The sequence below is a fragment of the Haladaptatus sp. R4 genome, from assembly GCF_001625445.1.
Taxonomy (GTDB): domain Archaea; phylum Halobacteriota; class Halobacteria; order Halobacteriales; family Haladaptataceae; genus Haladaptatus.
On record NZ_LWHG01000033.1, the window covers coordinates 16,019 to 39,001 of the forward strand.

General features: G+C 51.6%; 25 protein-coding genes. 16 read left to right on the forward strand and 9 right to left on the reverse strand.

Translation table 11 applies throughout. From position 1 onward, the window contains the following. Positions 1-204: 204 nt before the first annotated feature. The gene (locus A4G99_RS24775; protein WP_082838006.1) at positions 205-1,017 is read left to right on the forward strand and encodes an alpha/beta fold hydrolase; all 813 of its coding nucleotides are present in this window, start codon (positions 205-207) and stop codon (positions 1,015-1,017) included. 1,101 nt (positions 1,018-2,118) lie between these two features. On the opposite strand, the gene A4G99_RS22745 is transcribed toward A4G99_RS24775, so the two are convergent. Continuing rightward, positions 2,119-2,499, reverse strand: coding sequence for a hypothetical protein (locus A4G99_RS22745; protein ID WP_150123211.1), 381 nt, complete (start codon positions 2,497-2,499; stop codon positions 2,119-2,121). 99 nt (positions 2,500-2,598) lie between these two features. On the opposite strand from A4G99_RS22745, the gene A4G99_RS22750 reads away from it, so the two are divergent. Together A4G99_RS22750 and A4G99_RS22765 are read left to right on the forward strand one after the other, a co-directional pair. Then, positions 2,599-3,414: a hypothetical protein gene (locus A4G99_RS22750; RefSeq protein ID WP_066148545.1), complete on the forward strand. Its 816-nt coding sequence runs from the start codon at positions 2,599-2,601 to the stop codon at positions 3,412-3,414. A 1,956-nt stretch (positions 3,415-5,370) separates the two neighbouring features. Then, positions 5,371-5,898 (forward strand): hypothetical protein, encoded by a 528-nt coding sequence (locus A4G99_RS22765; protein WP_066148550.1) that lies wholly within the window; start codon positions 5,371-5,373, stop codon positions 5,896-5,898. A 411-nt stretch (positions 5,899-6,309) separates the two neighbouring features. Here A4G99_RS22765 and A4G99_RS22770 read toward each other — a convergent pair whose 3' ends face one another. Beyond that, on the reverse strand, positions 6,310-6,996 hold the full coding sequence (locus tag A4G99_RS22770) for a hypothetical protein (protein ID WP_066148551.1): 687 nt from the start codon (positions 6,994-6,996) through the stop codon (positions 6,310-6,312). A gap of 353 nt (positions 6,997-7,349) precedes the next feature. Here A4G99_RS22770 and A4G99_RS30085 point away from each other — a divergent pair, with 353 nt between their 5' ends. From A4G99_RS30085 to A4G99_RS29590, 6 genes are all read left to right on the forward strand, one after another. After that, on the forward strand, positions 7,350-7,589 hold the full coding sequence (locus A4G99_RS30085) for a HalOD1 output domain-containing protein (protein WP_223302195.1): 240 nt from the start codon (positions 7,350-7,352) through the stop codon (positions 7,587-7,589). A 526-nt stretch (positions 7,590-8,115) separates the two neighbouring features. Next, the gene (locus A4G99_RS22775; protein WP_066148553.1) at positions 8,116-9,240 is read left to right on the forward strand and encodes an MBL fold metallo-hydrolase; all 1,125 of its coding nucleotides are present in this window, start codon (positions 8,116-8,118) and stop codon (positions 9,238-9,240) included. 47 nt (positions 9,241-9,287) lie between these two features. After that, entirely contained in the window at positions 9,288-10,535 is a 1,248-nt protein-coding gene (locus A4G99_RS22780) for an MFS transporter (protein ID WP_255359190.1), read from the forward strand. 50 nt (positions 10,536-10,585) lie between these two features. Beyond that, on the forward strand, positions 10,586-10,852 hold the full coding sequence (locus A4G99_RS28120) for a hypothetical protein (RefSeq protein WP_066148555.1): 267 nt from the start codon (positions 10,586-10,588) through the stop codon (positions 10,850-10,852). 166 nt (positions 10,853-11,018) lie between these two features. Further along, the gene (locus A4G99_RS24785; RefSeq protein WP_190303856.1) at positions 11,019-11,738 is read left to right on the forward strand and encodes a ubiquinol-cytochrome c reductase iron-sulfur subunit; all 720 of its coding nucleotides are present in this window, start codon (positions 11,019-11,021) and stop codon (positions 11,736-11,738) included. A 227-nt stretch (positions 11,739-11,965) separates the two neighbouring features. Continuing rightward, entirely contained in the window at positions 11,966-12,205 is a 240-nt protein-coding gene (locus A4G99_RS29590) for a SprT-like domain-containing protein (RefSeq protein WP_394337489.1), read from the forward strand. 461 nt (positions 12,206-12,666) lie between these two features. Here A4G99_RS29590 and A4G99_RS22795 read toward each other — a convergent pair whose 3' ends face one another. Together A4G99_RS22795 and A4G99_RS22800 are read right to left on the reverse strand one after the other, a co-directional pair. Further along, positions 12,667-13,293: an SDR family oxidoreductase gene (locus tag A4G99_RS22795; RefSeq protein WP_066148557.1), complete on the reverse strand. Its 627-nt coding sequence runs from the start codon at positions 13,291-13,293 to the stop codon at positions 12,667-12,669. Between the two features lie 189 nt (positions 13,294-13,482). Then, a complete protein-coding gene (locus tag A4G99_RS22800) occupies positions 13,483-13,734 on the reverse strand; it encodes a hypothetical protein (protein WP_066148559.1) in 252 nt (83 codons plus the stop codon). Positions 13,735-13,825: 91 nt separating this feature from the next. Here A4G99_RS22800 and A4G99_RS24795 point away from each other — a divergent pair, with 91 nt between their 5' ends. Next, complete coding sequence (locus tag A4G99_RS24795; RefSeq protein WP_150123214.1) at positions 13,826-14,680, forward strand: helix-turn-helix domain-containing protein; 855 nt, start codon at positions 13,826-13,828, stop codon at positions 14,678-14,680. Between the two features lie 97 nt (positions 14,681-14,777). On the opposite strand, the gene yciH is transcribed toward A4G99_RS24795, so the two are convergent. Further along, on the reverse strand, positions 14,778-15,077 hold the full coding sequence (yciH, locus tag A4G99_RS22815; protein ID WP_066148566.1) for a stress response translation initiation inhibitor YciH: 300 nt from the start codon (positions 15,075-15,077) through the stop codon (positions 14,778-14,780). A 185-nt stretch (positions 15,078-15,262) separates the two neighbouring features. Between yciH and A4G99_RS22820 the strand changes: the two genes are divergently transcribed. The 4 genes from A4G99_RS22820 (at position 15,263) to A4G99_RS22830 (ending at position 18,187) form a co-directional block, all read left to right on the forward strand. Next, positions 15,263-16,402 (forward strand): transcription initiation factor IIB family protein, encoded by a 1,140-nt coding sequence (locus A4G99_RS22820; protein WP_394337485.1) that lies wholly within the window; start codon positions 15,263-15,265, stop codon positions 16,400-16,402. A 231-nt stretch (positions 16,403-16,633) separates the two neighbouring features. Then, the gene (locus tag A4G99_RS26300) at positions 16,634-16,843 is read left to right on the forward strand and encodes an SWIM zinc finger family protein (RefSeq protein ID WP_190303873.1); all 210 of its coding nucleotides are present in this window, start codon (positions 16,634-16,636) and stop codon (positions 16,841-16,843) included. Between the two features lie 247 nt (positions 16,844-17,090). Next, the gene (locus tag A4G99_RS22825; RefSeq protein ID WP_066148568.1) at positions 17,091-17,657 is read left to right on the forward strand and encodes a transcriptional regulator TrmB; all 567 of its coding nucleotides are present in this window, start codon (positions 17,091-17,093) and stop codon (positions 17,655-17,657) included. Next, the gene (locus tag A4G99_RS22830) at positions 17,657-18,187 is read left to right on the forward strand and encodes a hypothetical protein (RefSeq protein WP_066148570.1); all 531 of its coding nucleotides are present in this window, start codon (positions 17,657-17,659) and stop codon (positions 18,185-18,187) included. Before A4G99_RS22825 ends, A4G99_RS22830 begins: the two co-directional genes overlap by 1 nt. A gap of 24 nt (positions 18,188-18,211) precedes the next feature. Here the strand turns inward: A4G99_RS22830 and A4G99_RS22835 are convergent, their stop codons facing one another. Both A4G99_RS22835 and A4G99_RS22840 read right to left on the reverse strand, forming a co-directional pair. Further along, entirely contained in the window at positions 18,212-18,454 is a 243-nt protein-coding gene (locus A4G99_RS22835; RefSeq protein WP_223302172.1) for a type II toxin-antitoxin system VapC family toxin, read from the reverse strand. A gap of 158 nt (positions 18,455-18,612) precedes the next feature. After that, positions 18,613-19,047, reverse strand: a complete 435-nt coding sequence (locus A4G99_RS22840; protein WP_066148571.1) for a PIN domain-containing protein — start codon at positions 19,045-19,047, stop codon at positions 18,613-18,615. Here A4G99_RS22840 and A4G99_RS29140 point away from each other — a divergent pair. Together A4G99_RS29140 and A4G99_RS26305 are read left to right on the forward strand one after the other, a co-directional pair. Further along, a complete protein-coding gene (locus A4G99_RS29140) occupies positions 19,032-19,346 on the forward strand; it encodes a hypothetical protein (protein ID WP_066148572.1) in 315 nt (104 codons plus the stop codon). The genes A4G99_RS22840 and A4G99_RS29140 overlap by 16 nt on opposite strands. A 487-nt stretch (positions 19,347-19,833) precedes the next feature. Then, positions 19,834-20,040, forward strand: a complete 207-nt coding sequence (locus tag A4G99_RS26305) for an SWIM zinc finger family protein (RefSeq protein WP_190303874.1) — start codon at positions 19,834-19,836, stop codon at positions 20,038-20,040. Positions 20,041-20,388: 348 nt separating this feature from the next. Here A4G99_RS26305 and A4G99_RS22855 read toward each other — a convergent pair whose 3' ends face one another. Continuing rightward, positions 20,389-22,074 carry a hypothetical protein gene (locus A4G99_RS22855; protein ID WP_066148574.1) on the reverse strand — a complete coding sequence of 562 codons (1,686 nt, stop codon included), beginning with the start codon at positions 22,072-22,074 and terminating at the stop codon, positions 20,389-20,391. Next, entirely contained in the window at positions 22,067-22,828 is a 762-nt protein-coding gene (locus A4G99_RS22860; RefSeq protein ID WP_066148575.1) for an ABC transporter ATP-binding protein, read from the reverse strand. The genes A4G99_RS22855 and A4G99_RS22860 overlap by 8 nt, the downstream gene beginning before the upstream one ends. Positions 22,829-22,983 lie beyond the last annotated feature (155 nt).

Consider the following 22,983-nt stretch of genomic DNA (forward strand, 5'->3'; position numbering starts at 1 on the left):
CTTCTCCAATTCAACAGTACAACCTGCCGACATTGAAATACCAAATACAACGAGGTCTACCAGCAAGCGAAGAGCCGAATATTTGAAACTATCTCTTTCAATAATGAGCCGATTATTTATGCACGTCCCTATCAGGCCAACAGGACAACCGAAACGTAGATAGGGTCGCAAGAAATAGAAAATTCAGAACGGATTGAAACACAATTGTCAATAAATCATAAAATAATCGGAGAGGGATTCCCGATAGTTATACTGCATGGCTGGTCTTTGGATCATCAAACGATGTCAAGCTGTTTGGAGCCAATATTCAAGGAACGAAGTGGTTGGAAAAGAATATATATAGATCTTCCCGGAATGGGCAAGTCACAGCCGCAAGAAGACATCAAAAATTCAGATGACATATTAGAGGTCATTCTGAAGTTTATTGATCAACTCATACCAAACCAGCCCTTCTTGCTTTGTGGACAATCATACGGTGGATATCTTGATCGTGGAATCCTTCATTTTCGCAGAGATCTGGTTCGTGGGATGTTGCTTATTGCGCCCGTGATTATTGCGGATCACGATGAAAGGAACGTACCTGATCATCAAATTTTGAGGAAAGATCCATCTCTTATCTCCCGATTGTCATCAGAAGATGTTGCCGAATTCGAACCAATGGCTGTGATACAAGGTGAACAAGAATGGAAGAGATTCTGTGAGGAAATTTTGCTTCCCTCACGAAACGCTAATACTGAGTTTATGGATCCTATTCAGCGGGACGGTTATGGGTTTACTTTCGATGTCGATAGTGACCCATCACCGTTTGAATATCCAACATTAATAATTACGGGTCGGCAGGATAGCAGCGTTGGATATAAAGATGCATGGGAGTTGATTGACGATTATTCACGGGCAACCTTTGCTACACTAGACATGGCAGGTCATAATCTGCAAATTGAACAACCCGATGTATTTGAATCACTAGTGAATAATTGGCTTGATAGAGCTGAATCTATACCGTCGGTGAAGCAATAAACAGTTTGTCCGATACGTGCAACGCGCTTGTCACCCCCGTCTTAGCACGTCCATCTCGTTGCCGTATCCCTATTCAACAGAGCAGGATGTTCCTGATTGGTATTTCGCTGAATCTCGCTTGTCGATTGGGTTGACTGCCAGAGTGATCTACAAGCTCGTCAGTTAGGGGTTAATCAGGGACCACCACTTCTTTACGCTATTTATTGCTTTCATGGCGATCCCGTCGTTGTACATTTACTTTCTCCGTCCCTGTACCCCCTATTACTTTGGAAGGATTTGGAGGTACAGATCGACATTTGACGGCTTTAAAATTGCATAGAATCGTGTAGGGCTGGTTTCCGGCCATAGAATCCAGCCTTAGGATTCTAAGGTTGGATCGAAATCATACATGTAGCCTTTCACAGCCTCAAACGACTGAAAACCGGTCTTACCCGAGTCGTCCTGGATGCTGTTACTCATCCAACCTTAGACGCTCCTACTCTTGTTACTATTCCAACCTTAGGTTTGTGGGTCGATATGGGCTCACACAGGTAGTATCACGGAATAGAACGTCTATATCCAGCCTTAGCTCCAAGATGTTAATATTCTATAAATGATTCCTCATATACTTGTGACTTTGGAGATATACTCTCCAACCCAGTCGTCGATTCAGGACATCTCTTGCCTTCCCAAAGTAGTTGGTACAGGAAGCCGTTGAGAAATGAAATGAGTCCTGGCTTCACTCAATGTCCTGACTGTGGATGGACCGGGAAGACAAGTGATCGCGTGATCGATGAACTCGAACGAAAGTGCCCTGTCTGCGACTATGTCTTTTGACGTAATTCGTGAACCGAGAGATTTATTCACTCTTTCTCCGGAATCCACCAGATCACAACCCGCGGACTCAATTTCCCACGTTCCAATTCACCTCGCTCGTGAAGCTCCTCAAGCCGCTGATGCACTGGGCGCCGTTCCATTGCAACTGTATCTTCGACCCACCGAGCGGTTACTGCCGGAAACTCGGACTCACGAATCACCCGAAGAATATCGTCATCACTCGTTTGCTCCGCAAATCGTCCCTGCTCGTCGCGTTCACTCTCGTTCTCAGTCAGAGCGCATCTATCACGGAATTCCGATATGTCGATGGCGGAAGAACAGATAGAGGCATGCAATTGGGACATTGAGCAGCGGAATGACCATGAGAAAATAGAGAATGGTTGGCTTCCACTCGGAGTGCTTCCGGACATATTGGCGGTCAGAATACACAGCCACCAGTGACAGAAGTGCAACTGCGTAACTCACGAGGATGATTCCCCCAGCAAGATACGTCGTCAAATACCCTGAGACATTGAGCGGGACAAATCTAGTGATACCCATTGTAAAGATCGTCACAACAGACCAGAGAACGAATAGCACCGGAATTGCGAGTATCACCAGCCACCATCCTCTCGAGTGAAGATATCGCTCGAACGACGACCTTGAAGAGAGTTCTGTAGTGACCATAGATGCTATATCGCTCCCCGGAGGTAAATCCATTCCTAGAATGATGAGTAACTTGTTCCCACACAAGAGCTTTGTTCAGATACGCACAACTACCAAATAATGCTTCAGCGTCCGGTACAGCGTACTCTCTTTGATCTCGCGTGTGGGATTTATACTAGCATTCTTGCAACAGTGGTCGTTACACTCCTCACGAGCACTCACTACTTCTCACGCATTTCACTCATTACAGCATGCTTCGGCCTCTTGTTTGGTATTGCTCTTGCAGTTGCTCGAGACGATCTCGCTGAATTGCTTGTTCGCACTCGTCTCTATCTCGCGCTCTCACTCGGTCCATTCTTGGTGTATCTGATCAGCGAAGGAGTTACCGCATTTAGGATGGGTCCAGATTCGACCGTACTACAGAATTGGATCGCTGAAGCTCTACTTCTCACAATTGCTGGATTCTTCCTCTATATCACAACGATGAACTACTATGCTGTGGTCCTCCGCCGTCATGAAGAAGTTCTCATCGAGTGGTTTGGGCGACCAGATACCTCGTATCTCCGTTTCGTTCGACTATTATCAATCGTGGGCGGTCTCATCTTCCTTGTGAGCGGATTCATACTCCACATCCCGATAGAACCAATCCAAGGTTTGTTCCCCTCGATCGGAGGCGTTCTCTTGGGCAATGCAATTGTCATAGGAAAAACCAAGCACTATACACTGGTTGAGAGCGGCCTCCTCGTAAAACGGAGTGGCACACTCGCTACCCGATTTATTCCACGCCAGCAGCTACGCTCGGTCGAATACAACGAAGATGTTCTCACGCTTCATCGGGGATTACCATGGCCACTGCCATTTCGATGCCGACTCGCACCGATTCCAGATTCTGACTCGGTTGTCCAGTCACTTCAGAAGTATGTAAACGAAAATTAGAACAAAGATTTCTACCGAGAGAGGACACGGCGAATCGGGGTCTGAACGAGATACAATGCGATTGTCGCACCAAGGAATGGCGTGAAAGCATCACTGACTGTGTGAATATTGCCGATGAGGAGATTGACGAGTACAGCAATGATTCCAACGAGAACAGAAAACGCCAGACGCTGCTTGTCGAATAAGAGTTCTCGAGAGGAGGGAGATGAGCGAGCGGAGTTTGCTGTCATACAAACCTATTGGATAGTGTTCTGAATAAACATTACGAGTGGATCGAAATTAGCGTATCCCTATCATTTTGAGGAACATTCAACACCCACTAAGTCATCGTACCGATGAATTGCTCTCTTTGTTCCTGGTCGGCCTTTGGTGTGGCTCTCATTTAGCAGCGAGCAGCACCTGATCACGACGCTGCCTTCTCGATAATCGCTAAAACAGTCTCACATGTTATAATAACTATTTGGCGTCGTGTATTCTCATAGAGACTACAGTATGGTTACAGAACAAACTCGAGCCCGTATGGAGTTTATCGGAAGTATCACTAGCCTACTGGCAATCTTGCTGTTTCGGAGACGCTCTGATGAGTATGAACCCCTCTCTCGCCGATGGATGATTGCTGGCTTTGTTAGCATGATCCCGTATCAGTGGGCGTACGATCGTGATTGGCATTCGCTCAAGAGTTCTACTCGACGACGGGGAATCGCGACGATGGGGTGGTCAGCTATTCAGCAATTCATCCTGCCAGAAAATGAGTCCGTCAAGTATAGTTTCTCAATCGGAATGCTCGCAGGCAGCATTGTATATCGACTTTGGTATGGTGTGCTTCAGCCTCTCCCCATCACCGATAACGAGTAGAACGGGACTGTCGGCGGTTCACTGGTTCACTATTTGGATGACCAACCAATAGTGACCCGCTTCTCTCACCCTTGAAGCTCAACCGTGACTCTCACTCACCACCACTGGTTTCGATACCAAGAATTTGGATATCACTCGCTTGCTCAGTATCAATCTCGGGCGTCGAACTGGGTAATAGAGACATGACTGGATCAGTTGTATTTCCCTACTCGGGCACACTATGGCACGCGGTCGAGCAGGAAGGAGGGGGTGGCGAGGGAGAGGGCGTGCGGATCCGGAGTGATGGCGCCAGACCCACGCGAGACCGATTCAGGGTGTCAGAGGCAACCGCGCCACACCTGGTCCTTTGGGGGGTTCGGTATATGCTTTGTGCTACTGTTAAAAAATAAGACAGTCAGACAAACGACCATAGACGGGATTTCGACTATCGTGACCGTTCAACGCAGTTTGTGATTCTATCTTATCATCATCGATGTATGAACGTCGAGATATAGAGCGGCAACCGACCAAGGAAGATGAGGCTGAAGTACGTTACTCCGGCAATTCGAACTAATATCGGAAATAGGTTGAGCAACGCTTGTACACCGAGGACAATCGCCAGTATCAATGAAAATCGGAGAAGCGGACGCTGGAATCGGTTCATCACAAATTCACTGTTGAATAACACCAGTGATATTCCAGCTAAGAAAACACCAATACCCGCACCAACAATGAGTGTGGTCACACTCGCCGAGGCTACCATTTTCGAAGTCAGTAATATAGACCCATACAACCCAAGAGCAAGCAGTAAATTCGGCGACGCAGATCACGGCGCAACGTTCACCCAGTGGACAGACCGCCTTGACACCTCACAGCACTGTAAGTGATTCACTCCACCCAAGTGGTGCTCATCTGCGAGGACTGCGGCGGTCGGATTGCCCGATATCGTCGGTCGAAGACGGTCCGCAATCCGGAGCAGTACAGCTGTAGTGAGTGCGGCGGTGCAATTCGTGTCGAAAAGGGAGCCGATCAGTAACATCGCGAGAATCGAGAACCCGCAATTACTACTCAATATTTTAAGCACGGGCAAGATATATGTTGTGGTAGTGCGAAGAATAGGATATGACTCCAGACGACACCTCATCCACGCCGCCAAGTCTCTCTGAGGAATGGACCGAAACGTGGGAAAACGAATCGACACGAGACCGGGTGTATACCACAGCCCTGCAGTTGTATGAGCCAACACGAGTTGCTGCGATCGCCGAGAGAGCAAACGTCTCGAAGGAAACCGCTCGAGACTATCTGCAGTGGTTCACGGAAATCGGGATGCTAACGCAAACCAACGAGGCTCCAGATGAATTTGTCCGTGACGAGGATTACTTCCAATGGCGACGGATTCATCGGCTGTGTGGACTCCCCATGGAGGAACTCGAACAACGATTGAAAACAGAAATCGAAAAAGAGCGGCGCTACCGCGAAAAATACGATGCTGAGGGACCCGACCAAGTGGATGCGCTCGATCATGCAGACTATGCTGATGTCGAGGATATCTGGTCGGAATTGCAAGAGTGGAAAACCGTTCGACGGCGAATTGAAGAACTCGAACAGGCACGGCAGAATCACGACAACACCACGCAAGCGTCCGCCTAATCGATGAGCGACGATACCGAGAAAATACTCGATGAGACACTGTTACGGCACATTGCTCGTCGATTGGACGCTCTCACTCGTTGAATCTGTCTCTGTCTTTCCGCACGAACGTCCGGAATCGGTTGTAGCGTGGTTTGATCTTCGGTATTTTCCTGACACAATTCAAAAGGTTGTATTCGAGATCCGTGTCTACACGAACCTTCTGCAAACACATGGCTGCCGTCGAAACCGCAACAGACGACGGATGCTCGACGCCTTCCCCTCCGAGGACGACAACGAGACCGAACCCGACGATTGTGATTGTGACGGTCTCGGTGGCTTCCTGTGCTGGGCAAGCTTCATACAATCGTCACACTCATGGAGTAAATGACCAACACGAGGGATCGGAATGGTCATCATTCGGTTAGCTATCTACTCAGTGACCGCGTCCATTCGCTCATCGCCGCGCTCGTTTTCGTCGCCGTTCAGGCTTGCGGTCACTCGTTCGACGAGCAGCGGAAGAGTCGAAACCCCGGTACCAATCACGGCTCCCGTGACTTTCCCCTTCGTCCCAAACCGTTTGCCGACCTCGTATCCTGTTCTTGCGTGCCGAACACCGTCTAAATACCGCTCAATGTCACTCACCCCACTGAACGGTTGTGGTGGTTCTTCGGGGTCAAATGTCTCACGGGTGCTGTTGTACGCACCGTACATCGTACCTATCCCGCCCCCGAGAACCGCACCGTACGGTCCGGCGATGTATCCTCGTCGCGCCCCTTGGAACGCGCTCTTCGCTGCGTAGCGATGGTCAATTGCGTCGACAAACTCTCGAATTTCGATTGCAAGCGTGGTCGTCGATCGGTTTGCTGTTGCCGCAATCGCCAATGGGTCCGACGGTGTTTTCAAACTTTGGTTGTTCATGTGTTCCCGAACGATATCGACCGCTTCTCTCGCCGACGTGGCGGCGCTCGATAGCTCATTGTATGCAATGGTCCCATTTCTGACCGTCTCTCGTGCGGCGGTTTCTCCCACGTTACGCCCTACGTGTGACACCGCTTCTGTTTGCTCCGTTACGTCCTCGGCAACCTCGCGTACGCGATTTCGGAGTTGAAGTTCCATACATCTTGATAGTGGTTCTACAGTCCTGGCCATTCGCTTTGCGCATGTAAGGTCCTTCTAAGGGAAGCACGATTGGCATCAAAGAGGAAAGATATGGAGAGCCTGAGCAATATTTCATATATTTTGGATTACTATCAATCGGTTGCTTAGGCCGTCGGATGAGCGCTCACTATCCACTCGGTATGTGACGTATGCTTCTTATGGACAGTTACTAGCTAACATGTTATCAACTAGCTGTCCGATCATAGTCTGTTTGGACTATTGTTTTGCTTGATCAACACTCTTATGGAAAACACGTTCTAAGAGTAGATGTGACAATGAGTGTAACGGCTAGTTCACAGTCTCTGGATGGTATGTGTGCCAATCGAGCGAGCGCCGTCGCTCTTGAGGCATTAGTACAATACGACGACCTCGATCTCGACGAAATGGGCCTTCGACTCTACGATTTGGTTGATCCAGAGGCACTCGATAGCCTGTTTTGCCATCAGGAAGAATCTGCCCCTTCTGTAGAGTTCGAGGTTTGCGATGCTACGGTCCATGTATGGCAATCAGATGGCGAGATCCGAGCACGGGTCAATGATGAACATGACTAGCTCACTGGGGCGCACAGAGAAGAAATCGAGAGCCTTGAAATCGAGCCCCGGTAGAGTTGTTACCCTCGTTAGCAACACCTACGGCAAACATATGGCCGCCGTTGAGAATGCGACTGACGACGGAACGCTCGACGCCTTCCCCTGGAGACGACGACGATACCCAACCCGACAACTGCGACTGTGACGGTCTTAACGGGTCCCATGCTGGCCGTGCGTGCGAACGGGACGAACAGAACTACCGAACGAACCACCGCTGCAGCCCTTTTTATCCATGGCACGCCAATTGACGTTCTCGGATCTCACCGAGCAGCGAACGCTCAGGGCAGATCCTGGAATAGTTGTGGGTTGTATTTGAAATACTGTGTGGCTGTTTGAGGAGATGAGATACCTCTTGATTTGAGATATAAAGGAATGCCTAAGCTCACGTATTTAGAGATAACCTTCTGAATGTCGAATATTCACTACCTCAACACAATCACCCGCTTCCAACGGATTTAAGACATGGTGTTCCATAGTATTGGGTACAGTGAGCAATACCAAATTCAACCCATCCGAGATTGCGCGACGTGTACAGGACGATGACGCCGAAGAGCTGTTCGTTCTCGACGTCCGTCGAGAAGAGGACTTCGAAGAATGGCAGATTCCGGGAAGTACGAACGTACCAGTCTACGACGAACTCCTGGAGTACAATTACGCCACGCTCGAAGATCACCTCGACGAACTCCCTGAAGACAAAGAGATAGCCGTCGTCTGCGTTGCTGGCATTACGTCCGCTCGCGCGGCCGAGTTCCTCCGCGAACATGGGTACGACGCCGAATCCATCGACAACGGAATGAACGGTTGGGGTCGCGTCCACCGCCAGTATGACCTCACCGCTGCTGATGGCGTAATTCAAACCATCCGTCCCGGGACAGGCTGTGTCTCCTATCTCGTCCACGACGATGACGAAGCGGTCGTTGTCGATCCCACTCAATACATTGAGGAGTATCTAGCCATTGCCGACGAACAAGACCTCGAGATCATCGGCGTCGCAGACACACACGCACACGCCGACCACGTTTCCGGTGCTCGTCGCCTCGCTGGCGAACTCGACGTTCCGTACTACCTCCACGGCGAGGATGCAGGGGAACTCGATGGTGTGACCGAACTCACGGATGATGATGCAATCACTGTCGGTGACCGAACGCTCGATGTCATCTATACACCCGGCCATACGCCCGGTAGCGTCTCCTTCGAGTACGGCAACGTGCTCCTCTCCGGGGACACCCTGTTCCTCCGAAGCGTCGGTCGTCCCGATCTCGAAGACAGCTCCGAAGATGCCGTCCGCGAAGCTGCAAGCAAGCTATTCGAAAGCCTTGAGCGTCTCACCAATTACAACGATGGAACGCTCGTCCTCCCCGGGCACTTCAGCGATGAGACGGTTCGTCCACTTGCCACTGATCTCGATGAGCTCCAAGAAGAAACGACGAACGAACTTCTAAGCTACGTTGAGGCAGACGACGAGACTGCATTCGTCGAAACCATCGTTGACAGTCTCGCTGACGAGCCCGCCAACTATAACGAGATTAAGCAGATCAACTGGGGGAAAGAACAACCTGGTGGAGACGTCGAATCCCTCGAACTCGGTCCGAACAACTGCGCGGCAAACTAAACGCTAAACCGTTCTTCTATGACCTACAGGCAGGGTATTCGACGAAATTGGTCGCAATTTGCACTGCAACTCCTCATCGTGTTTGCAGTTGGACTAACGATCGGTACCGAGCGGAACGTCGTCCCCGTCCTTGGCGAGATATTTTAGGGGTCAAATCGATACTCGTCGTCGGATCGTTCGTGGTGAGCTTTGGCTTCGTCAAAGCGTTACTCAACCTCTATGGAGGAAAGTGGTCGGAATCGTATGGTCGCAAGCCGATTCTTATTGGTGGGTGGCTCATTGCATTACCAATTCCGATCATCCTGATCTATGCACCAAACTGGTGGTGGATCACGCTGGGGAACGTTCTCCTCGGAATTAATCAGGGATTGGCATGGAGTATGAGCGTCAACGCAAAGATCGATCTCGCCGGAAGCGATGCTCGTGGGCTCGCCGTCGGACTTGACGAAGCATTCGGGTATGGTGGAGTCGCCCTCGGCGCATGGGTCACGGGCATCATCGCTGCACAATACGGACTTCGACCTGCCCCCTTCTACTTCCTTGCAAGCGTTATCGTACTCGCATTCGTTATCTCGGTTCTGTCTGTGAAGGAGACGCTTCCCTATGCAGAGGCCGAAGCTGCGAATCAGACTAGCGAGACGGACGCTGAGCTTCCGTTTCAATCGATACTGAAACGTGCGACATGGGGTGACAAAACGCTGTTTGCAGCATCGCAAGCCGGAAATGTCGAGAAGTTCGTCGACGCGCTAGTCTGGATCGCCTATCCCCTTTTCTTAACGACTGCTGGGTTGTCAGTCGTGGAGGTTGGGACAGTTATTGGGGTCTATGGAGGTCTCTGGGGGGTTCTTCAATTATACACCGGAAAGCTCGCAGATGACATCGGTCGGCGTCCGCCTGTCGTGACTGGGATGTTCATTGCTGGCATCGGTGTGCTTACGACAGTGATCGTCAATGGATACTTGTTCTGGCTCATAACCGCTGGCATCACAGGGGTTGGAATGGCGCTTCTCTACCCCAACCTCATCACAGTCGTGGGTGATGCCGCTCACCCATCGTGGCGGGCGACTGGCCTTGGCGTGTATCGAATGTGGCGTGACGCGGGGTACGGATTCGGAGCCATCGTGATCGGCCTAACAGCTGATCTTGTCTCAATGGAAGCCGCGTTCTATCTCGTTGCGATAGCGATGTTCGTCTCAGGGGGTATTACACTCGTGTGGATGCGAGAGACGCATCCTGAACAGGATACGGATGGAGGCCTTACAACTCAGATATCGGGATCCTCTAGCGACAATTGATGGCTTGTACGTGCTCGCACCATATCCACCGCAACGCATTTTGCAAACACATGGCTGTCGTCGAAACCGCAACTGACGACGGGACGCTCGATGCGTTCCCATCGAAAGACAACGAGTCTGAACCCGAAGACTGCGACTGTGACGGCCTCGGTGACTTCCCGTGCTGGCCGTGCGTACGAACGGGCCGGAAGGAACTACCGAACGAACCACCGCTTCAGTTCTTTTTAGACATGGCACGCCAACTGACGGCATCGGATATCCCCGCCCAGCGAATGCTAATCGAACACGTGGATACTAGAGATATTATTGCTGAATAGTATAATTGTGTGTTCAATTTTGGAACGAATGGAGAGTGCAGTGGCGACATAGAAATAAACGATCCTGCCTAAGTTCTATTGAGGGAGGAGTACTCCTGAGGAGCAAGCTATGTCATGTGTGGGGTGAATAGGGGGAACGAACGCCATGTTTTCGGGGGGACCAACAATGGCACACGATGAATCTAATCGACCAACAGATAATGCGGGAACGGACGAGCAAACGAGCGAAGAAGAGCGACAGCGTGAACGAGAGGGGACTCTTGTTAAACGTGCGGATGGTGATGGATATGAGTATCATCCACCAGAGATGTCACGGCGAACGGTAGCAAAATGGCTGGCAGCAGTCGGTGGCGGCGTTGCAATTGGTAGTATCGGTGTGAGTACAATCGGCGCAATCTCGGATGCTGGTGTCGGCGCTGGCCGGGGATCATCCTACAAGACGGTATATGTGAAGGGAACCCACCTCGTGGATAAGAACGGTGCCCGACTGAACGCAAACAATGCGCTACCATCCGGATCCGGGAAGGAGCGTGTCGTTCTTCCGGAGCTGAGATCAGGAAAACCACTCAAAACCTCCGCGGCACCGACCTTGTTGCTTCGATTTCCCGAAGGGAAGTACACGAAGCCGACTCACACCGATTGGACAGCCGACGGGTACGTGGCGTACTCGATGGTTTGTACGCATGAAGGGTGTCTTGTTTCGGAGCGAAGCGGCGAGAATCTTCACTGTCCCTGCCATAATAGTATATATGATCCACTCAAAGGAGCGGAAGTCCTCAGTGGTCCTGCACCCCGGCCACTTCCACAACTTCCCATTGGTATCAGTACGAAAGGTCATCTCTTGGTCGCAACCGGGCCGTTCGATGCACCCATCGGACCCCAATAAGATCGTTATCTTTCCCTAATTCACGTACTCTCTCACTCATCGGTATGTTTTAGACATGAGTTGCACTAGCCGGTACAATATTCCCAGTCTTACTGTCAGTTAATTTCGTTCGTCAATGAACGGATGAAGGAACGAACCACAATATCGATCGTGGTGATCTCGAATCTCACCGATCAGCAAACGCTGAAAGAGCGAACGCTGCGACCGACGATTCACCCGAGACACCGATAGCCCTCCTCGACCGAGCACGACAGCACGCAACGAACGTCGCCGCTGAACACTTCCCTGACCTGCCGGTCGAAACGATCGATTGGGAGGTATCACATCGAGCCCAACGACAGGCAGGCGTCACGAAGTACGACCCTGCAACAGCGGCAATCACGATCGCGTTGACCTGGAAAGCTTACCAGCAACACGGCTGGGAGCAATTCAGTGAAACCGTCCGGCACGAACTCATCCACGCCTGACAGTACCACGAGTTCGGTGAGGCGAATCACGGCGGAACGTTCACCTGTTGGACGGACGCCCTCGATACCTCCCAGCACTGCGAGCGATTCACTACACCACAATGGTGGCTCGTCTGCGAGGACTGCGCCGGTCGGATTGCTCGGTATCGACGCTCGAAAACAGTGCGCAACCCCGAGCAATACAGTTGTAGCAAGTGCGGCGGGTCACTCCATGTTGAGGTGGGCAACGGCCACTGACCGAATCCTCGTATTAAGTAGTTCTCGCAACAAGGAAAAGATACGAGGAAGATTTTCGCGGACTACTAGTTTCTGCTTGAGCCCTTGCTTTCACTCTTCGTTCACATCCCACAAGACAGAATGGCGCTGCTCGATCGAGGAGTACAACAGTACGCACCGAAAGTGATGATCCTCGACCGTTGTTTCTAAAATCCTTTTTCTGTTTCTTGATTCTGCCGAACACCCTATCCAAGCTCCATTAGTGCTGTTTGAATCTGTATTTCACCTGAAAGAATCTCGAACGTCTCCCCATATGTACTCTCTAGGGAGAGCGCAGTGACGAGTGTTCCGGCGACATCGGCACGCGGAATATCTCCATCTCGCTCAAGATCATCCCCGATTTTGATTTGACCAGTACTCGGCTCATTCGTTAACGGGCCTGGCCGAATGATCGTATAGAGTAACTCACTTTCTTGGAGTGCTTTATCGGCTTCAGCTTTCGCAGCCAAATACTCTTGGAGCGCTTCGGGGCTCTCTTCGGGCGAGTCAGCATTGATTGAGCTTAGCATCACAAACCGTTCGACATCTTGATTTTCTGCAGCTTCAATCAAATTGATCGCTCCATCTCGATCAACTCCCCACACGTCATCGCCACCAGATCCGGCAGCAAAAATAATTGCATCACATCCTTCAACTGCATGCGACACATCCTGGGTGAGGTCTGCGACGACCGCCTCTGCCCCGAGATCTTCGATATCTTCTACTTGGCGATCGTCTCGAACCATTCCTCGAACGGTATGATCACTCTGACTCAGTAGATCGATAATGTGCTGTCCGACTTGACCGTGAGAGCCTGCAACCAGTACATCCATTGTTCGTACAGGTACTGAAACGATTGCCATCCCAAAGACTCTGATGACCCCATAGCTAATCGGGATGTGCTATGTCCACTAGACCACACCACCAAGTCTATGCGTAGAAAAACAGAGACCAATAATCCGTGCGACGAAGATGTTTTTGCCGTTATTCTGCGCTCTCTTCGACGGGCAAGAGGATGTCTATTATGTTACGTTCTTAATAACAAGAACACCATTGTTGAATCGGTGTTCTGCCTCCTGTTCTGGGAGGGTAAGGTCAATCTCTGTTTTGAGTGTTGGTGTATCGATGCCAATAACAGCTTCCTCTTCAAGATAATCGACTGTGACGTATTCGGTGTCGATAGCCAATTCGAGAAGGTCGACAGCAACGACCCAACCTGATTCGTATTCATAACGTGCAACGTGAAGGTCTGTATCAGAACGTGATTTGTTCATTATCTACCTGTTCTTTGTGCTACGATCGAATAGTCCCTGGTTCGGCGTATGCCGAGTATTTAGCAACTTTGGTATTCAGTATAATCGATAGATGGACGAGGTACTGGAATACGGCAGCACTATTCCATGGGTAGCCGCGTCAACCCCAAGCATTTTATTCGGTATAGGCCAACTTCCCTTGATGCGAGAATTCGTTTTCAGAATTGAGTACGAACATGGGATCAATCCGATTATGGATGTGTTCATGGACTACCCCAGTGCTCACGCTCGGACGCTTACATGCCATGTCTCGAAAAGCGGCATCTGGCGTATTGATCGGATCGCTGGACCCACAGAAGCGCTTGATCAGATAGACAGCGTGTATGACTCGCATGAACAGTGCCTTGAATGTGTAACTGATGATCACGCACACCTCGATTGGGAGTACGAGTTGCTCGATGCTGATCGCCATACTCGGACCGTGTATCTGTACCGACCGGCGACAACAGACTGTCACTCGATTCCATGTCTAGCGGCCCATTATCTTGGAGACGGTCTCCTCGCTGAGGCTGAACGACGAACAAACACCTACGAATGGCATCTGCTTATGCGGAATGATGAGAACGTTGGTGATCTATACGAATCGCTCAATGCACATCTCCAAGATGGACTCTCGGTACATTTTGAACAGCTTGGAGAGCCTTGTCATTGGGCTGAGCGGACTATCTCAGTGGCTGAACTTCCCTATGAACAACGAGCAGCCGCTGAAGCTGCAGTTGCTAATGGCTACTATGAGACACCACGTGAGATCTCACTCAACGAACTCGCAAACACAATTGACGTTCCACGGTCGACACTCCAATATCGGTTGCAACAAGCTGAATCGTGGATTATGACTCGCTTCGTAAAAGACTCGACACTAAATGGTGTCGCGTTGCTCGATCAAGAGGTTGAGAGACGGAGATAGAAGGATAGTGGAATATCTAAAACTAGTACGTTTTCGTGGGAATACTACTCAGATATGCTCCAAAAATGACGGTTCACTCTGGGATTAGCGAGCGTAACTAGGTCTTGACCTGAAAGCCTTCTTCTCCGAGTATTTCTCGTAATCGGGAACGATGCTCGCCTTGTAGTTCGATATGCCCATCAGTGACGGTGCCACCGACAGCGAGTTTGCTCTTCAGTGTTGAGGCGAGTTCTTCGAGATCAACGCTAGATGAATCTAAGCCTTCGACAATCGTCATCGCTTTGCCATAGCGACGCGTATCGATACGGATCAAGGCCCGTTGCTCGGAACGAGCGAGGTCATCTCCGATGTTAAGCTCGTCAGGTAGTCCAGCGATGTCGTTGAGGTTGTTGCTCACTACATTCTACCTTTAGAGGTATTCCCTTATGAGTGCTTGTTTGGACTATGCCAAATCGAATGCGGACATTCATAACGTATTTGACAGACTCAATTTAGTCTAGAACGGATTATACCGTCTTATTCTTGCGATAAAGGAGGCAAAGAATGTGATCCATTTATTCGGCATATACCGAACAAGCATTCTTGATTGACTGGCTCTTACTTACTGTTGAAGCGTTGACTACGCTTACAGGTGAGAAACCACTCTCATCGAATTCAGTCACCTCTGAAAAAACCACATTTGAACGTGGACCGACGTCAAAGGCCACGTCCCGGACCCCGGAAACAGAGCACGAAAACAATGAGAACACGATTACCGAGCAAACCGTCTGTCCAGAATGCGGCGGTCAGTTAGAAGCGGACAGCAAGCGGGGTGAAACCGTGTGTACCGAATGTGGACTCGTCGTTGATGAAGATTCCATTGACCATGGACCAGAATGGCGAGCATTCGATTCAAACGAACGAGATCAGAAGTCCCGTGTGGGTGCCCCAACGACGAAAATGATGCACGATAAGGGACTTTCGACGAACATCAGTTGGCAGAACAAAGACGCCTACGGAAACTCGCTTTCAGCCCGTCAGCGTCAGAAGATGCAACGTCTTCGCACATGGAATGAGCGCTTCCGCACCCGTGATAGTAAAGAGCGTAACCTCAAACAGGCGCTCGGAGAGATCCAACGCATGAGTTCCGCGCTTGGTCTATCCAAGGCCAATCGTGAGACTGCCTCCGTTGTCTATCGGCGTGCGCTTGACGAAGATCTCTTGCCTGGTCGTTCTATCGAGGGCGTTGCAACTGCTGCAGTCTATGCAGCGATCCGACAGACACAGACACCAAGAACGCTTGAAGCGGTAGCGCAAGTGAGCCGGGTCGATGAACTGGAGTTCAAACGAGCCTATCGCTATATTAATCGCGAGCTTGGCCTCGAGATCGGACCACCGGATGCAGAGAATTACATCGCTTCGTCTGCATCAGAGCTCGCAATCAGCGACACTACCGAACGGCAGGCCCACGACCTACTCCGGATCGGCAAAGAAGCCGGACTTCATAGTGGCCGGAATCCAGTTGGACTTGCTGCTGCGGCCATTTACGCAGCTGCGTTACTGACTGATGAGAAGGTGACGCAAGATGAGGTATCGGCAGTAACTGACGTGAGCACCGTTACGATTCGGAATCGGTATCAGGAACTCCTTGCGGCTGCAAGTGAATGCGACTCTGACATCCAAGTAACGGCACAGACGAAGGGCGACAACAGTCAGCTCCGCGCTATATCTGCAGCCAAGTGAGTTTGCTATCAATAATGATCTTCCGATTCGGGTACCCGCTAGAGCCCTTGTTATATTCCACTACATCTGCAGCCCGTGAAGCTGACGAGACGGCACAGAAACGCGCACAGACCGAACAATTTGCCTTCAACGTCGATGCCCCCGGACTCATCGAAGTCACCAATGAAAGCCATGAGAACCCCGCTGACCACCGGTACTCCGTCTCCATCGACGACGTGACCGAGGTAACTGATGGCCTGTACCTGCCCGCATCACGTCCACCGCAACGCCTTTTGCAAACACATGGCCGCCGTCGAAAATGCAACCGACGACGGCACGCTCGACGCATTCCCGTCTGAGGACGAAGACGAAGCCGAACCAGACAACTGTGACTGCGACGGCCTCGGTGGCTTCCCGTGCTGGCCGTGCGTACAAACAGGACGGAAGAAACTGCCGAACTAACCACCACTTCAGCGCTTTTTATCCATGGTACGCCAGTTGACGTTCTCAGATATCACCGACCAGCGAACGCTCACGAAAAGCGCGAAAACTGAGACCGATGATACACCTGAGACACCGACGGGTCCCCTTGACCGAACACGACAGCACGCTACGACGGTCGCCGCCGAGTACTTCCCGACTTCTGGTTTTCGATACCATTCCGTCGTAGGAGAAGAGTTAATACACTATCCATAGAACATGTATTGTGATGTCAACGGACGACCGAATCTCGACAACCCCCAACCACGAGGAAACGTTCAACGACCTTCTCACCTACGCTGAACTCCTGAACACACCTCAACTTGCCCGCCTCTACATCTACATTCTCCAGAATGGGCCAGTCGCAATCGAGACGATCAAAACGGATCTCGATATGGCCCACTCGACGACCTACAAATATATCGGGCAACTCGAGGAGATGGGTGTGCTGTCCCGCCACGACGATGAGACACCAGCAATGGTCACCGTCGAACCGATTCGTCTCCAAATCGAGACCGAGCATGGCAACGTGACTGCAACACCAACCCTCATCGACGCGATTGGCCGCCAGCACGATACAGAGGACATCCGCGTCTTCGTCGAGCGACAGGGAATCGCGAAACTGGCCGCGGCGCTCCACTACACGCTCCGGGTCATGAATGGTGAACTCACACAACGGACTGGGGCATCCAAACTTGGTGTTCATCCCGTTGAGGGAATGACCGTTTTCACTGCGTTACAGGACGTCGTCGAGGAGGCGACTAACTACGATCCCTATCTGGAGCGAGCCGAATAATGGGAGGGGCCGAGATTCCGAGCGACAGCACTGCGATTATCGACAGTAGTGTCCTATTCGCAATGGGTGGGCCGTCGAACGAGAAATACCAGGCGTTCGAGCGATTCGTTCGCCAGCGGAACCTCACCGTCACAGTCCCAGAACAAGTTGCTGCGGAGTTAGGTGAGAGCCCTGATGCATACGCCTACCAGCGCGATCGATTGCGAGCAGCCCAAGATGCAGGATGGTTGGAGCCAGGTCGAATTGACTTCTCAATTCCTCGTGTTCCGGAAGTCGTCGACAAAACGCGAAGACGGATGTTGAGTCTCTCAGCCAATGACGTCACGGAAGACGAAATCGAGAAAACGGATACTATTCTCGCTGGATTGGCCTATCAATTCGTCGTCGAAGATGCAGCTCACGTTGCGGTACTTGTGAGTGATACGATCGCGGAGCAAGCGATTCGAGATGTCTTGGTAGCTGTTGGTGTAGAGGACCGGATCTCAGTTGTGGAGGGCCGAGTGTTGTTGAACGATCTTATTGACCGATAGCTGTGATAAACCACGATCTCTCGTTCACTCCGGGAACTGGATATCCGTAGGTACCCGAGTGAGTCCGAGCGTCGTGAAATCCCGATCAAAGGCAAAGACATGGTCGATCTCATATTCACGAGCAAGCACCGCACTCGTGTGATCAACAAACGAAATCTGCTGGTCGTCATAGCGCTCGAATTCATCATACGCTGCGGCAAATACACCCTCTCCAACGGGAAGAATATTGAAACTCTCCGAACGCCGAATCGTCTGAAGCAGATCCACCGCTGTCTTGTAGTTATTTTCCGAGTGGTGAGCATTGCTAACTCCGAGAGCACATACCGACTCGTGAACACCGGACCATATTTACCCGATTCCATCCCATCGAAGACCGCACTTGCTGCGTCGTGATTCACATCGTCTTCATCAAAACCAATACGGTTTTACAGACTGTCTACTGAGTCTTCGCGAACGTCGAAGACATCAAGGCTCTTAACGTTCGAAAAGTCCCCATCGGCCGTGACAAGGAGCATTTCCTTCCGACGGGCGATTCCGGCGATCAGGATGTCTGCCCCGTTGATGAGCTCGCCTTGTGACGCCAGTTCTGATTCGATCTCCGCTGCTTCGAGCGCAGAATACCGATCAAAACCAACGGTATTTGCCCACCGAAGTTTGTAATCGAGGTCAGGAATATCGGCTGGGCCGTCGCTATGCAACCGGCCTCGATACATTTCGTAGAGGACAAGCGTGGGAATCGAAATGGGTTCGTTGCGTTCGCCTTTGTACTCGGTGAGAAACGCTTTCGTTTCGGGCGTTCGGTCCGTATAGTCGATCAGAAAGCTGGTATCGAGGAGTGCACCAGGTGACTGACTACTCATCGATCGTTCTCATCTCGCTGTTCAGCGTGCCGATCGGCGCGCTCGTCAAAAGCGGCACCGAGATCGTCATGTGCTTCGCGAACGCGTTCTCCGAAATCCGTTCCGGCAGCAGCACCCCAGCCAGCCAGGTAGTCCGGCTCGCCGCTCTCGTCACCATTCTCGTCGGCAACCCACCACACCTGGCCGCGTGGTCCGACCTCCATGCTCTCGACGACACCGCGAGATTCAAGGGATTTGAGACGGTCGAGGACGGCGCGCCTGGTGATCGGCAACTCATCCGCCGCCATCTTGGTTGTTAGCACGGGAGTGTCAGCCCGGCGAAGAACGCGGAGGAGTTCATCGTCAGTGACTCGGGGGTTTCGCCCCGGGCCCTTGTCAGTGCTTTCGCCCATGTTTCACTGTATCAGTGCGACCACTATAAACATTCCCTTTGTGAGAAGGGATATTAGATATGGAGCCTTATAGTCCCATTTGGCAGTATTAAGCTGATTCCCATAGTGGGAAGTAATAGGAAGAACGGTGCCCCTCAGGGCGTAACAATCCGAGAAACGCGCCGGGTGCGACAACACCCGGCACCGGTCTTCCTAATGGACTCAGGAAAGACCATGTCAACGATAATGCCTAGTGACTTTGAAGCTGACGAGACGGCACAGAAACGCGCCTAGTGGGAACAATTCTCCTTCGATGTCGATATCCCTGGAATGGTCGACGTCTCCAACGAGAGCTACGAGAACCCCGTTGACCACCAATACACCGTCTCCATCGACGACGTGAACAACGAACTGATTGGCCTGCACGTGTCCGTATCACGTCCATCGCAACACCTTCTGCAAACACATGGCCGCCGTCGAGAACGCAACCGACGACGGGACGCTTGAGGCCTTTCCGTCCGAGGACAACGAGACCGAACCCGAAGACTGTGACTGTGAGGGCCTCGGTGACTTCCCGTGCTGGCCGTGCGTAAGGATGGGACGGAAAGAACTGCCGAACTAACCACCACTTCAGCTGTTTTTATCCATGGCACGCCAATTGACGATCTCGGATATCACCGACCAGCGAACGCTCACCGAAAGCGCGAGCACTGTGACCGACGATACTCCCGAGACACCGACGGCTCTCCTCGACCGAGCACAGCAGCACGCAACAAACGTCACCACAGAACATTTCAAATTTCCGTTATTCTACCGCATTCCCGACAGATCATCGAGACGCACCACTAACATTTCCTTGGCATAGAACCTGGCTTTTTGCTCATCGAGAGTGACTACTGACGACGCCAAAATATCGTCGTCAATTCCGTGTGTATGACTGGCACATAACCGAGACCCGCGGTCATGGTATTCACTGGAGGGTGTAATCATCGAAAGACCGGGCCGCATACCGATACGCGACTGCTCCGACACCGAGTGCTGCGACCAAAATCACGACGAACAACACTCGTGCTATGGTGGATAAAATCGATAACGAGTGCCAACCCGTGCTGTGAAGCCACGACACGGGAAGGTCGACACCAAAACTCACTACTAAATCAGCAAGTATTGCTGGGGCGAGGAGTGCTACGATCGCAATGCCACCGAGACCACTAACTAATACAGAATAAACACTCATTGCGGTCAAACCGGGTGAGACGTCCTCACGGCTTCGTCCAGGAAGAAGGGCACTGAAACGGGGGAAGCGAATCCCGACCGCAGGAGCAACAGCGGTTGCGAAGCCAGTGAGTACGACGCTGAGAATGACGAGACCAAGTCGTTCCCACGGTGTATACGGGCTAAATATGGCTGCGACAAGTGTTGAGAGAGCGGCGAGCGGCAGTCCAAACAACAATCCAGGAAGCATCAGCCCGCGGACGAACTGACGCCCGGAAATCGAGGACGTGAGCGTTGTAGGGAGGAGTGGTCCCTCATCACCGAGCGGGTTGAGTCCGAATGTAGCCCCCGCGAACCATGGGACGAACAGTGCACAAACTGGTGGGACGAAAGCACTGACTTTGTCCGTCTGAACGACCACATTACTCAGTGTCGTGCCGACTGTGAGGACCACGACGAAGAGCAATGACAGCCGGCGGGGCGCACGACGAAAGCGAAGCATTGCCAGTTGTGAGACGCGATAAGCCGGAACGCTCGTGAAACGCGGAATCAAAAGCGGTGAGAGTGCGTCTGCAAGCGTCTTGACGCCGTGACCGATGTTCGTGTCGTCGACCAGATGCACTGTTGATTCAGTGTGCCAATACGTGGTGGCGAGACATTCAGTGATGGTTATTCCGCCGAGGATGACGACGAGTGCTCCGAGGAGTCCGCCAACTGCTCGACCTAACGAGACGACGACTGGCGTCCCAAGGAGTGCGAGATCGATGAACCATCCAATCGGAATCCATGCCACCTTGCTCACGTCAGACGACTCGAAAATAGCCAGTTGTATTATCAGGTAGATAGCGATGGCAACGACAACGCTAAGCGCACCAAGTTCAGTGGCGTACCGATTAGCGAATCGTGACCGTGTAAACAAGAGCGCCTTCCCGAACCCGAATACGTACCCGATTGCAACCGCACTCGCGGTGAACGCCATGACTGCGAGCGGGACGAACAACACACTGAGTGGAGTTCGAAAGGCGTAGATGACGATTCCAACAGCCAGTGTCGTCGGCAGGAAGAGATACGTAACCGACCGTAGGAGCTCAGCGATGAGGAGTCCACCGACCGCTGCTCTGTCGGAGACTGTCGTGAGTACGAATGCTTCAGCGTCAAGGCGTGTTCTGAGCGAGATTGATCGCTGGGTTAGGAAAATCACCAGTGCCCATCCTATGACGACCGTCCCTCGGAAGGTGTCAGAGAGCACTATCGGTCGTTCCATTGAGCGGAGTAACACGGCATAAAGGACGCCAATACCACCAAAGCCAATGCCAACTCCAAGCAAACCGACGCCGAGAAAGAGCAATCGTGTCGGGTTGTACCGAAACTTCCTGACGGTTCGCCGGTAGTCGGTGAAGCCAATACGGACGCTGTGACGTATCCAATGGAGGTCACGCATCGTTCGATTCTCCTTCGAAGGCCGATTCGTCGTCGGTCACTTCAAGGAACACGTCTTCGAGGGTGTCTTGCTCGCCCGATTCGGCGCGACGTTTCAATTCAGCGGGCGAACCCTCGGTAATGAGTTGTCCGTCGAACAGCACGCCAACCGTATCTGCAAGTTCGTCAACGATGGGTAAAATGTGTGTCGAGAGAAACACCGTCGTTCCATTGTTAGTGAGTTCGATGATGATGTCCCGCACTGTACGTGCCGATCGTGGGTCAAGACCGCTTGTCGGTTCGTCCAGAAAGAGAACATCCGGGTCGTGGAGAATTGCCTGTATGAACGCAGTTTTTTGGCGCATTCCCTTCGAATATCCAACGATCCGATCGTCTGCGTCGCCAGTCAAATCGAGACGGTCGAGGAGTGTTTCAATTCGGTTAGTTGTTTCCGGTGTTGCGATGTCTCGCAGACCGGCGGCGTAGTCCAACTGTTCGTATGCGGTTAACTCCGGGTACAGCGGTGGTTCTTCCGGTAAATAACCAATGTGTGTCGTTACGGCGTTACGATCGGTAATCGACTCACCTCCGACGAACGCCTGTCCACTGGTCGGCCGGATAAGCGTTGTCAGCATTCGCATCGTTGTTGTTTTTCCCGCACCGTTCGGACCCAAGAACCCATATACAATGCCATTGGGGACCGTCAGGTCAAGCGAATCGACTGCTGTCGTGTCGCCGTACCGTTTCGTCAAGCTAGTTGCTCGTATTGAGTTCATGTGTTGAATTATACTTCCTTGGAGGGCGGATTAGCACGATTATGGAAATATCTGATGCAGTCACGAACTACTGCTCACGTAACCGATTGTTCTCGGATGTCTATTTATATTCGTCTATTCTAATTATAAAAATATTTGGAAAGAATTCACCTTGG

Bases quoted from the DNA above. Each gene is read 5' to 3' on its own strand.
- A4G99_RS22745 (WP_150123211.1), bottom strand. From the start codon at position 2,499: ATGGTCACTACAGAACTCTCTTCAAGGTCGTCGTTCGAGCGATATCTT.
- A4G99_RS22750 (WP_066148545.1), top strand. From the start codon at position 2,599: ATGCTTCAGCGTCCGGTACAGCGTACTCTCTTTGATCTCGCGTGTGGG.
- A4G99_RS22765 (WP_066148550.1), top strand. From the start codon at position 5,371: ATGACTCCAGACGACACCTCATCCACGCCGCCAAGTCTCTCTGAGGAA.
- A4G99_RS22770 (WP_066148551.1), bottom strand. From the start codon at position 6,996: ATGGAACTTCAACTCCGAAATCGCGTACGCGAGGTTGCCGAGGACGTA.
- A4G99_RS30085 (WP_223302195.1), top strand. From the start codon at position 7,350: ATGTGTGCCAATCGAGCGAGCGCCGTCGCTCTTGAGGCATTAGTACAA.
- A4G99_RS28120 (WP_066148555.1), top strand. From the start codon at position 10,586: ATGGCTGTCGTCGAAACCGCAACTGACGACGGGACGCTCGATGCGTTC.
- A4G99_RS24785 (WP_190303856.1), top strand. From the start codon at position 11,019: ATGGCACACGATGAATCTAATCGACCAACAGATAATGCGGGAACGGAC.
- A4G99_RS22795 (WP_066148557.1), bottom strand. From the start codon at position 13,293: ATGGATGTACTGGTTGCAGGCTCTCACGGTCAAGTCGGACAGCACATT.
- A4G99_RS22800 (WP_066148559.1), bottom strand. From the start codon at position 13,734: ATGAACAAATCACGTTCTGATACAGACCTTCACGTTGCACGTTATGAA.
- A4G99_RS24795 (WP_150123214.1), top strand. From the start codon at position 13,826: ATGGACGAGGTACTGGAATACGGCAGCACTATTCCATGGGTAGCCGCG.
- A4G99_RS26300 (WP_190303873.1), top strand. From the start codon at position 16,634: ATGGCCTGTACCTGCCCGCATCACGTCCACCGCAACGCCTTTTGCAAA.
- A4G99_RS22825 (WP_066148568.1), top strand. From the start codon at position 17,091: ATGTCAACGGACGACCGAATCTCGACAACCCCCAACCACGAGGAAACG.
- A4G99_RS22830 (WP_066148570.1), top strand. From the start codon at position 17,657: ATGGGAGGGGCCGAGATTCCGAGCGACAGCACTGCGATTATCGACAGT.
- A4G99_RS22840 (WP_066148571.1), bottom strand. From the start codon at position 19,047: ATGAGTAGTCAGTCACCTGGTGCACTCCTCGATACCAGCTTTCTGATC.
- A4G99_RS22855 (WP_066148574.1), bottom strand. From the start codon at position 22,074: ATGCGTGACCTCCATTGGATACGTCACAGCGTCCGTATTGGCTTCACC.
- A4G99_RS22860 (WP_066148575.1), bottom strand. From the start codon at position 22,828: ATGAACTCAATACGAGCAACTAGCTTGACGAAACGGTACGGCGACACG.